The sequence below is a fragment of the Streptomyces sp. NPDC056503 genome, from assembly GCF_042794995.1.
Lineage (GTDB): Bacteria > Actinomycetota > Actinomycetes > Streptomycetales > Streptomycetaceae > Streptomyces.
This window is the reverse complement of the sequence record NZ_JBHTST010000200.1, coordinates 1-10,991: the sequence shown is the minus strand read 5'-3', so window position 1 is coordinate 10,991 and position 10,991 is coordinate 1. Positions and strand designations below refer to the sequence as shown.

Below are 10,991 nucleotides of genomic sequence, written 5' to 3'. Positions count from 1 at the left end.
CGCCGGCCCCCTCCCGATCCAGGGAGGGGGCCGGCGTCCGTTCCGCTCGGGTCAGCGGGCGAACTTCTTGCTGACCATGTCGAACGCGGTCTTGGCACCCCGGCCGAGCTGCGGACCGGCCAGCCAGCCCCGGCTGCCGGCCGGGCCGATCGAGGTGTTCGACACCAGCGCCGTCGTCCCGCCCGGCAGCACCCGGAACCAGCCGCCGCCCGAAGAGCCCGCCGTCATCGTGCAACCGATCCGGTACATGACCGGCGTCGCGGGGGCCGTCGTGAGCCGGACCGCCCGGTCCAGGCACTTGTGCATGATCACGCCGTTGTACGGGGCCGCCTGCGGGTAGCCCCAGGCGCCCACGGTCCCGGCCCTGGCCGGCGCCGGAGCGGAGAAGTCGACCGGCAGCGCCGCGCCGACGGTCTCCTCCAGCGACTTGCCGCCGCGCTGGGGCTGCACGTGCAGGACGGCGTAGTCGTACGGCCACGCCTGGTCGGTCCCGCCGCGCTGGAGCCACTCGCCGGACGTCACCGCCCAGTCCGCCCAGTACTGGCCGTACGGGTAGACCTCGTGCGGCTGGGCGTCGCGCAGGGCGGCGGGAGACTTGCCCAGGTCGTTGAAGGCGGGGACGAAGGTGATGTTGCGGTACCAGCCGCCGCGCTGACCGGCGTGGACGCAGTGTCCGGCCGTCCACACCAGATTGGACTTCCCGGGCCGGCGCGGGTCCTTCACGATCGTGCCCGAGCAGACCATCGAACCCTGCGGCGAATCGAAGAAGATCTTGCCGACGGGGGCCGCGTGGCGGTGGTACGGCGTCTTCTCCCGCTGCGCCGTCACCGGCCGCGGCACCGGGTCCGAGCCGGAGGCGCCGGCCTGCGCGGTGATCGTCGGGTCCGGGCTCTTCGCCGACTGCATGCGCGCCGGATCCCACAGGTCCTCGATGACCGGGTTGACGAAGTCCTCGGCCTCACGCAGCCAGGTGCCGGTGTCCCAGTCCTTCCACCCGCCCCGCTTCCACGCGTCGAGGTCCACGCCGTGCTTCTTGAGCTTGTCGGCGAGGCCGTCCGCGAGGCCGTCCGCGCCGGCGCCGCCCTCCGAGGCCGCGGACGCGGAGCTGCTCGCCGCGCCGCCGGCCGGCTTGTCCGCCGCGGGCGTCTCGGTCGGCCCGCAGCCGGTGACGGTCAGCGCGAGCGCCGTCACCACGCCGAGGGCCGCGGGTATGAGTCGTACAGAACGCATCTGGTGGGTTCCCCCTGGAAGGTGTCCTGAGCGAGGAGAGGGAGGCGGGACCGTCCGGCGGTCCCGCCTCCCTCCCCTCATGTGCTGCTTCTGCGGTCGCTCACCGGCCTACTGGCCGGCGTACTTCTTGCTGACCTCGTCGAAGATCGCCTTGGCCTCGGGGCCGAAGCGCGGACCCGCCAGCCAGCCGGCCGTCGAGGGGCCGATCGAGGTGTTCGACACCAGCGCCGGCTTCCCGTCCTGGCCCTGGGCGACCCAGCCGCCACCGGACGAACCGGCCGTCATCGTGCAGCCGATGCGGTACATCGTCGGCTGGTCCGCCTTCAGCGAGAGACGGCCCGGCTTGTCGGCGCACCGGAACATCTTCTGACCGTCGAACGGCGGCGCCGCCGGGTAGCCCGTCGCCGTCATGTCCGCGATCTTCGGCACCGCCGGGGCGTTGAACTCGACCGGCAGGGCCGTGCCGACCGTCTCCTCCAGCGACTTGCCGGAGGAACCCTTCTCCGGGGTGACCTGGATGACCGCGAAGTCGTACGGGGCGCCCGCGCCACCGGTGGACGCGCCCTGCGCGATCCACTGGTCGGAGGTCTTCACCCAGTCCGCCCACCACACGCCGTACGGGGCGATCTGCTCGCGCGTCGCCTTCTCCAGGTCGGAGGTGGGCAGCGCGGCGTCGTTGTACGAGGGGACGAAGGCGATGTTGCGGTACCAGCCGCCCTCCTTGCCCTTGTGGACGCAGTGGCCGGCGGTCCACACCAGGTTGGACTTGCCGGGGTGCGCCGGGTCCGTCACCACGGTGGCCGAGCAGACCATCGAACCGTCGGGACCGTCGAAGAACACCTTGCCGGACGCGGGCGAGTTGGCGTGGTACTTCGCCGGCACCGCCTTCGCCTTCACCGGGTCCGGCGTCGGGTCGGTGACACCCTCGTCACCGGAGATGTCCTCCTCCTCGACCGGGCGCTCGGGACGCTCGGCGTCCCGCATCCGGCCCGGGTCCCAGAGGTCCTCGATGATCGGGTTGACGAAGTCCTTCGCCTCGCGAAGCCACTTGTCCTTGTCCCAGTTCTTCCACTCGCCGTCGCGCCACTTGTCGAGATCGATCCCGTGGTCCTTCAGCCGCTGCTTCAGGTCGTCCGGAATCTTGATCTTGTCGACCGGGTTCTCGCTCACCGGCGCGCTGGGCTTGTCTCCTGCGTTCTCCTCGCTCGGGCCACAGGCCGTCGCGGTGAGCGTCAGCGCCGCGACGGCGGACGCCGCCATCAGCAGCGGACGAATCGATCGCATCTCGTGATCCCCCTGGTACTACGTCAACTGGTGCATTTCTGGGCATCGGTCGCACTCGCGTCCGACCGGACGTGGGAACGACCGCCCCCACTATGCCGGTGCCGGAGGGGACGGTACGCGCCCCACCGGCGGTTCCGGAGCCGGTGCGGCCGTTGTCATGCCGTGATCCAGGACACGCCAAGGATCTTGCCCCTGGCCCGTGTTCCCCGGCAGTTCCCGTCGTTGGTACGTACGGGGGACACAACGACGGCGCTCGAAGCGGCCTTTGGGCGCGCCGGGCGCCCCTCCGATGTGCAACGCAACTGTTATCGCGGGAGGACACCGAGCCGTGGCCGTGACCGAATCAGCTCCAGCCACAGCCCCCACCCGACGGGGGTACGGGACGGCGGCGGGCGGCGGGTACGAGGCGATCCTGCGGCGGCAGGCCCAGCGCGAGTCCGCCGCCCGCACCTACGCCCGCTCGCTGCCGATCGTCCCGGTCCGGGCCCGCGGCCTGACCATCGAGGGCGCCGACGGCCGCCGCTACCTCGACTGTCTCTCCGGCGCCGGCACCCTCGCGCTCGGCCACAACCACCCCGTCGTCCTCGAGGCGATCCGCAAGGTCCTCGACTCCGGCGCCCCCCTGCACGTCCTCGACCTCGCGACCCCCGTGAAGGACGCCTTCACCTCCGAGCTGTTCGCCACCCTCCCTCCGGAACTCGCCGCCGACGCCCGTATCCAGTTCTGCGGGCCGGCCGGCACCGACGCCGTCGAGGCCGCCCTCAAACTGGTCCGCACCGCCACCGGCCGCCGCGGCCTGTTCGCCTTCACCGGCGCCTACCACGGCATGACCGCCGGGGCCCTCGCCGTCTCCGGCGGCTCCGACGACGTCCGCGTCACCCGGCTCCCGTACCCCCAGTCGTACCGCTGTCCCTACGGCGTCGGCGGCGAACAGGGCGCCGAACTCTCCGCCCGCTGGACCGAGTCGCTCCTCGACGACCCCAAGAGCGGCGTCACCACCCCGGCCGGGATGATCCTGGAGGCCGTCCAGGGCGAGGGTGGCGTCCTCCCCGCCCCCGACGCCTGGCTGCGCCGCATGCGGAGCATCACCGACCGGCACTCGATCCCCCTCGTCGTCGACGAGGTCCAGACCGGCGTCGGCCGCACCGGCGCCTTCTGGGCCGTCGAGCACAGCGGCGTCGTCCCCGACGTGATGGTCCTCTCCAAGGCCATCGGCGGCTCCCTCCCGCTCGCCGTCATCGTGTACCGCTCCGGACTCGACGCCTGGGAGCCCGGCGCCCACGCCGGCACCTTCCGCGGGAACCAGCTCGCCATGGCCGCCGGCACCGCCACCCTCGCGTACGTCCGCGAGAACCGTCTCGCCGAACGGGCCGCCTCCCTCGGCGCCCACATGCTCGGCCGCCTGCGGGGACTCAAGGCCGTCCACCCCTGCGTCGGCGACGTCCGGGGCCGCGGCCTCATGATCGGCGTCGAGCTCGTCGACCCCGAAGCCGCAGGACCCGCCGGCCCCGTCCCGCCGGCCGCCCCGGCCCTCGCCCGAGCCGTCCGGCAGGAGTGCCTCGCCCGCGGACTCATCGTGGAGCTCGGCGGCCGGCACTCCGCCGTCGTGCGCCTCCTTCCCCCGCTCACCCTCACCGACGAGCAGGCCACCGCCGTCCTCGACCGCTTCGCCGACGCCCTCGCCGCCGCCGAACGGGCCCACGTCCCCCGGCCGCCCGCCCCCCACCGGCCCGCCCCCGGACCGTCCCACTGACCCGGACCGCCCCCGGCCCCCTCTCCAAGGAAACCCGCGTGAACGCCACCCCCACCTCCCAGCTGTCCGAGACCGTGACCCATCCCGACGCCGAGGAACCCACGGTCCCGCGCCAGCACACCGGCCCCGCCCCCCTCCGGCCGTCCCGCCCCGGAGCCGCCCCGGCCACCGACCCGCACCGCCCCGGCGCCCCCGCCGCCGACCCGCTGGACGACCCGGACCCGCAGCGGGCCGCCGACGCCGCCGCCCTGGAGAACCTCCTCCGCTGCTGGGTCCGGGAGAAGAACCTCCCCGCCCCCGACACCGCCACCCTCCGCATCCCGCTCGCCGCCAGCGGCACCGCCCTCCTCGTCCCCGTCTCCTACTGGTCGCCCACCGGCTGGCACCGCTTCGGCACCCCCACCCTGGAGGGTCTCCCCTCCACGGCCCCGGCCGTCGACGCCGTCACCCTGGCCGCCCTCCTCAGCCGTGAGACCGGCCGCCCCGAGGCCACCGAACTCGTCGGCCGCGTCTCCGACTCCGCCCGCCGCACCGCCGACTTCCTCGCCGCCGACCGCCGCGACCCCCGGCCCCACCCCGACGCCGACCTCTTCCTCGCCGCCGAACAGTCCCTCCTCCTCGGCCACCCGCTCCACCCCACCCCCAAGAGCCGCGAAGGCCTCTCCGAGGCCGAGTCCCGCCTCTACTCACCGGAACTCCACGGCTCCTTCCCGCTCCACTGGTTCGCCGTCGACCGCTCCCTCCTCGTCTCGGACTCCGCCTGGACCGAGCAGGGCCGCCCCGTCACCGCCGAACAGCTCGCCGCCGGCCTCGCCGAAGGCCTCGCCCGCCCCACCGGCACCGCCCCCCTGCCCCTGCACCCCTGGCAGGCCCGCGAACTCCTCCACCGCCCCGACGTCCGCGCCCTCCTCGACCAGGGCCTCCTCCACGACCTGGGCCCCCACGGGAGCCACTGGCACCCCACCTCCTCCGTCCGCACCGTCCACCGCCCCGGCGCCCGCGCGATGCTCAAGCTCTCCCTCGGCCTGCGGATCACCAACTCCCGCCGCGAGAACCTCCGCAAGGAACTCCACCGGGGCGTCGAGGTCCACCGCCTCCTGCGCACCGGCCTCGTCGACGAGTGGCAGGCGGCCCACCCCGGCTTCGACATCGTCCGCGACCCCGCCTGGCTCGCCGTCGACGACCCCGACGGCACCCCCGTCCCCGGGCTCGACCTGATGATCCGGCACAACCCCTTCGGCCCCGGCGACGACGCCGTCTGCCTCGCGGCCCTCACCGCACCCCGCCCCCGGCCCGGGGCCACCGGCATGAGCTCCCGACTCGCCGACCTCGTCGACCGCCTCTCCGCCGGCACCGGCCGCCCCGTCGCGGCGGTCTCCGCCGAGTGGTTCCTCCGCTACCTCGACCAGGTCGTCCGCCCCGTCCTCTGGCTCGACGGTCACGCCGGCATCGCCCTGGAAGCCCACCAGCAGAACACCCTCGTCCTGCTGGACCCCGACGGCTGGCCCGCCGGCGGCCGCTACCGCGACAACCAGGGCTACTACTTCCGCGAATCCCACCGGGCGGAGCTGGAGAGCCGTCTCCCCGGGATCGGCGCCCACAGCGACACCTTCGTCTCCGACCAGGTCACGGACGAGCGCTTCGCCTACTACCTCGGCATCAACAACGTCCTCGGTCTGATCGGCGCCTTCGGCGCCCAGCACCTCGCCGACGAGCGGATCCTCCTCGCCGCCTTCCGCTCCTTCCTCACCTCCGCCACCGGTCTCGGTTCGCCCCTCCCGCACCGTCTCCTCGAAGCGGCCACCCTCCGCAGCAAGGCCAACCTCCTCACCCGCCTGCACGGCCTCGACGAACTCGTCGGCCCCGTCGACACCCAGTCCGTCTACGTCACCATCACCAACCCCCTCCGAGCCTGAGCCCCGGCGGCCCACCCTCCGCCGCCCTCGGCCTCATCCACCGGCGCGTCCCCCGACCACCCACCGCGGGACGCCCACGACCCACGGAAGACCCGCCGCATGTCCATACACCCGGATCACAGACACGACGCCGGCGCCACGGCCGCCGACCACCCCCCGGCGGATCCGACGGGCGACGACACCCTCGACCTCCGCGTCGACGACCTCGTCGCCCTCCTCACCGGAGACCGGCCTGACACCGGCACCGGCACCGGTGTCGACACCGCCGCCGACGGCCGCCTCGACGGTGATCTGCTCGACTCCGTCGCCTCCTGGGCACCGGCCGACACCCGCTTCGGCGACTTCCGCCTCGCCCCCGTCCGCCTGGGGCGTGACCTGCCCCTGCTCACCCAGTGGATGAACGACCCCGCCGTCGCCGCCTTCTGGGAACTGTCCGGCGCCGACTCCGTCACCGCCGACCACGTCCGCGCCCAGCTCGAAGGCGACGGCCGCAGCGTCCCCTGTCTCGGCGTGCTCGACTCCACCCCGATGAGCTACTTCGAGATCTACCGGGCCGACCTCGACCCGCTCGCCCGCGCCTACCCGGCCCTTCCGCACGACACGGGTATCCATCTCCTCCTCGGAGGCGTCACGGACCGAGGCCGGGGCGTCGGCACCGCACTCCTGCGGGCCGTCGCCGATCTCGTCCTCGACCACCGTCCCCGCTGCACCCGCGTCGTCGCCGAACCCGACATCCGCAACACCCCCTCCGTCTCGGCCTTCCTCAGCGCCGGCTTCCGCTACGCGGCGGAAATCGACCTACCCGACAAACGAGCCGCGCTCATGATCCGTGACCGGGCCCTCCGTCACGTTCTGTGAACACCCTCTGCCTTTGATACACCGCTCGACCCACAGCGGTTCCCACTTCGAGGAGTCTTCGTGACGACGTCCCCAGCACCCCACGACTCCGCACGCCCCGCGGCGACCACCCCCGCCGCCGAACTGCTCGCGCCCCCCGAGCTCAACCCCACCGCCTGGGCCACCGCCTGCGCCCGCACCCTCGCCAAAGCCCTCGGCGAGTTCGCCTACGAGGAGATCCTCGAACCCGTCGCCGCCGGCCCCGACACCCCCGACCGGTACACCCTCGCCCTCGACGACGGCACCGCCCTCGCCTTCACCGCCCGCCGAGGCTCCTACGGCAGCTGGCGCGTCGACCCCGACACGATCACCCACGACGACCGGCCGCTCACCGACCCCCTCGTCCTGTTCGTCCGCGCCCGCCACCTCCTCGGCCTCGACGGCGCCACCCTCGGCCACCTCATCCGCGAGCTCTCCGCCACCCTCGCCGCCGAGGCGCGCCTCGACCACACCGCCCTCACCGCGGACCGCCTCGCGGACCTGTCCTACGCCGAACTCGAAGGCCATCAGACCGGCCACCCCTGGCTCGTCCTCAACAAGGGCCGCATCGGCTTCTCCGCCGGCGACACGGCCCGCTGGGCCCCCGAAGCCCGCAGGGCCACCCGGCTCCCGTGGATCGCGGTCAGCAACCGCATCGCGGCCTACCGCGGCGTCGCGGGACTCGCCACCCCCGACCGCCTCTACGCGGACGAACTCGATCCAGCCGTCCTGGACGCCTTCCGCGCCGCGCTCACCGCCCGCGACCTCGACCCCGACGCCTACCTGCTGCTCCCCGTGCACCCCTGGCAGTGGGACGAGATCCTGCTCCCGCTCTACGCCCCGGCCATCGCCTCCAGCGACATCGTCCCGCTCCCCGCCGACGGCGACCTCCGCCTGCCGCAGCAGTCCATCCGCACCTTCCTCAACACCAGCCGCCCCGACCGGCACACCGTCAAACTGCCGCTCTCCGTGCTCAACACCCTCGTCTGGCGCGGCCTCCCCACCGAACGCACCCTCGCCGCCCCGGCCGTCACCGCCTGGGTCCACGGCCTGCGCGACGCCGACCCCTTCCTCCGCGAGGAGTGCGGCGTGATCCTCCTCGGCGAGGTCGCCTCGGTCACCGTCGAGCACCCCCTCTACGACCGGCTGCCCGAAGTCCCGTACCAGTACAAGGAACTGCTCGGCGCGATCTGGCGCGAACCGCTCCGCCTGCCGCCGGGCGAACGCGCCCGTACCCTCGCTTCCCTGCTCCACACCGACCCCGAGGGCCGGGCCTTCGTCGCCGAGCTCGTCGAGCGCTCGGGCCTGGCCCCCACCGTCTGGCTCCGGCACCTCTTCGCCGCCCTGCTGCCGCCGCTGCTCCACTTCCTCTACCGCTACGGCACCGTCTTCTCCCCGCACGGCGAGAACGCGATCGTCGTCTACGACGAGCACGACGTCCCCGTCCGTCTGGCGATCAAGGACTTCGTCGACGACGTCAACATCAGCGCCCACCCGCTCCCCGAGCACGAGACGATGCCCGACGACGTCCGCGCCGTCCTCCTCACCGAGGACCCCGGCTTCCTCACCCAGTTCATCCATTCGGGACTCTTCGTCGGAGTCTTCCGCTACCTCGCGCCGCTGTGCGAGGAACAACTCGACGTCCCCGAAGCGGACTTCTGGGCCCTCGTCCGCGCCGAGATCCTCCGCCACCAGGAGCGCTTCCCCGAGCTGAAGGACCGGTTCGAGCTCTTCGACCTGCTCACCCCCCGGATCGAACGGCTCTGCCTCAACCGCAACCGGCTGCACATGGACGGCTACCGCGACCGCTCCGACCGCCCGCACGCCGCCGTCCACGGCACCGTCCCCAACCCCCTCGCGTGATCCGGAGGAGTGTCCCCGCTGTCAGCGCGGCCCCGTAGGCTGGGAACGCTATGACGAAGCCATCCCTCCCCGACCTCCTCCACGCCGCCGTCGCCGCCGTCGGCGGCACGGAGCGCCCCGGCCAGGTCACCATGGCCGAGGCCGTGGCCGAGGCCATCGACGACAACTCCCACCTGCTCGTCCAGGCGGGCACCGGCACCGGAAAGTCGCTCGGCTATCTCGTGCCGGCGCTCGCGCACGGGGAGAGGGTGGTGGTGGCCACGGCCACGCTGGCGCTCCAGCGCCAGCTGGTCGAGCGTGATCTGCCGCGGACGGTCGAGGCGCTCCACCCGCAGCTGCGCCGCCGTCCGCAGTTCGCCATGCTCAAGGGCCGGTCGAACTACCTGTGCCTGCACCGCCTGCACGAGGGGGTGCCGCAGGACGAGGAGGACGGCCTCTTCGACCCCTTCGAGGCGGCCGCGCCCACCAGCAAGCTCGGCCAGGACCTGCTCCGGCTGCGCGACTGGGCGGACGAGACGGAGACCGGCGACCGGGACGACCTGACGCCCGGCGTCTCGGACCGGGCCTGGGCCCAGGTCTCGGTCTCCTCGCGGGAGTGCCTCGGCGCGAGCAAGTGCGCGTACGGTGCGGAGTGCTTCGCCGAGGCGGCCCGTGAGCGCGCCAAGCTCGCCGACGTCGTCGTCACCAACCACGCCCTGCTCGCCATCGACGCGATCGAGGGCGCCCCGGTGCTGCCGCAGCACGAGGTCCTGATCGTCGACGAGGCCCATGAGCTGGTCTCCCGGGTCACCGGTGTGGCCACCGGCGAGCTCACTCCGGGACAGGTGAACCGGGCGGTGCGCCGGTCCGCCAAGCTCGTGGACGAGAAGGTCGCCGACCAGCTGCAGACCGCGGCGGAGGGTTTCGAGCGGGTCATGGAGCTGGCCCTGCCGGGTCGTCTGGAGAAGATCCCGGAGGATCTCGCGTACGCGCTGATGGCGCTGCGTGACGCGGCCCGGGCCGTGATCACCGCGCTCGGGAACACCCGTGACCGCTCCGTGCAGGACGAGGACGCGGTCCGCAAGCAGGCGATGGCCTCGGTCGAGACCGTGCACGGCGTCGCCGAGCGGATCACGCAGGGTTCCGAGTACGACGTCGTCTGGTACGAGCGGCACGACCGCTTCGGTGCCTCGCTGCGGGTCGCGCCGCTCTCGGTCTCCGGGCTGCTGCGGGAGAAGCTCTTCAACGAGCGTTCCGTCGTCCTCGCCTCGGCCACGCTCAAGCTCGGCGGCGACTTCAACGGGGTGGGCGCCTCGCTGGGCCTCGCGCCCGAGGGCACCGCCGGGGACGACCTGCCCGTCTGGAAGGGCCTCGACGTCGGCTCCCCGTTCGACTACCCGAAGCAGGGGATCATGTACGTCGCCAAGCACCTGGCCAAGCCGGCCAGGGACGGCGACCGCGGCGACATGCTGGACGAGCTGACCGAGCTGATCCAGGCGGCCGGCGGACGGACGCTGGGCCTCTTCTCCTCGATGCGGGCGGCGCAGCTGGCGGCGGAGGAGCTGCGGAGCCGTATCCCCGAGTTCCCGATCCTGCTCCAGGGCGAGGACACCCTGGGCGAGCTGATCAAGAACTTCTCGGCCGACCCGCGGACCTGTCTCTTCGGCACCCTGTCGCTCTGGCAGGGCGTGGACGTGCCGGGGGCCAGCTGCCAGCTGGTCGTCATGGACAAGATCCCCTTCCCGCGTCCGGACGACCCGCTGATGAGCGCGCGCCAGAAGGCGGTCGAGGAGGCCGGGGGGAACGGCTTCATGGCGGTGGCGGCGACGCACGCGGCGCTGCTGATGGCGCAGGGTGCCGGCCGTCTGGTCCGTGCGACGGGCGACCGGGGCGTGGTGGCCGTCCTGGACCAGCGCCTGGCCACCGCCCGGTACGGCAGCTATCTGAAGGCTTCGATGCCCGACTTCTGGTACACGACTGACCGTAACCAGGTGCGCAGGTCGCTCGCGGCGATCGACGCGAAGGCGAAGGCGGACGGCGCCTGAGCGAGGGGCGTGGACACGCGTCCGGCCCCGGCGGAGAGCCGGGGC

The 10,991-nt window shown here is 73.1% G+C and carries 7 protein-coding genes; 5 read left to right on the top strand and 2 right to left on the bottom strand.

Translation table 11 applies throughout. The annotated features are described in order from the left end of the window. Nucleotides 1–51 precede the first annotated feature (51 nt). Both ACFQ8C_RS34955 and ACFQ8C_RS34950 read right to left on the bottom strand, forming a co-directional pair. The gene (locus ACFQ8C_RS34955; RefSeq protein WP_383465676.1) at nt 52–1,230 is read right to left on the bottom strand and encodes a trypsin-like serine peptidase; all 1,179 of its coding nucleotides are present in this window, start codon (nt 1,228–1,230) and stop codon (nt 52–54) included. Between the two features lie 108 nt (nt 1,231–1,338). Beyond that, nucleotides 1,339–2,514, bottom strand: a complete 1,176-nt coding sequence (locus ACFQ8C_RS34950; RefSeq protein WP_383465674.1) for a trypsin-like serine peptidase — start codon at nt 2,512–2,514, stop codon at nt 1,339–1,341. Nucleotides 2,515–2,842: 328 nt separating this feature from the next. On the opposite strand from ACFQ8C_RS34950, the gene ACFQ8C_RS34945 reads away from it, so the two are divergent. From ACFQ8C_RS34945 to ACFQ8C_RS34925, 5 genes are all read left to right on the top strand, one after another. Next, nucleotides 2,843–4,267: a diaminobutyrate--2-oxoglutarate transaminase family protein gene (locus ACFQ8C_RS34945; RefSeq protein ID WP_383465672.1), complete on the top strand. Its 1,425-nt coding sequence runs from the start codon at nt 2,843–2,845 to the stop codon at nt 4,265–4,267. A gap of 38 nt (nt 4,268–4,305) precedes the next feature. Continuing rightward, nucleotides 4,306–6,183: an IucA/IucC family protein gene (locus ACFQ8C_RS34940; RefSeq protein ID WP_383465670.1), complete on the top strand. Its 1,878-nt coding sequence runs from the start codon at nt 4,306–4,308 to the stop codon at nt 6,181–6,183. A gap of 99 nt (nt 6,184–6,282) precedes the next feature. Continuing rightward, nucleotides 6,283–7,041 carry a GNAT family N-acetyltransferase gene (locus ACFQ8C_RS34935; RefSeq protein WP_383465668.1) on the top strand — a complete coding sequence of 253 codons (759 nt, stop codon included), beginning with the start codon at nt 6,283–6,285 and terminating at the stop codon, nt 7,039–7,041. A 60-nt stretch (nt 7,042–7,101) separates the two neighbouring features. Beyond that, nucleotides 7,102–8,922 carry an IucA/IucC family protein gene (locus ACFQ8C_RS34930; RefSeq protein ID WP_383465666.1) on the top strand — a complete coding sequence of 607 codons (1,821 nt, stop codon included), beginning with the start codon at nt 7,102–7,104 and terminating at the stop codon, nt 8,920–8,922. A gap of 50 nt (nt 8,923–8,972) precedes the next feature. After that, entirely contained in the window at nt 8,973–10,946 is a 1,974-nt protein-coding gene (locus tag ACFQ8C_RS34925) for an ATP-dependent DNA helicase (protein ID WP_383465664.1), read from the top strand. The last annotated feature ends 45 nt before the right edge of the window (nt 10,947–10,991 follow it).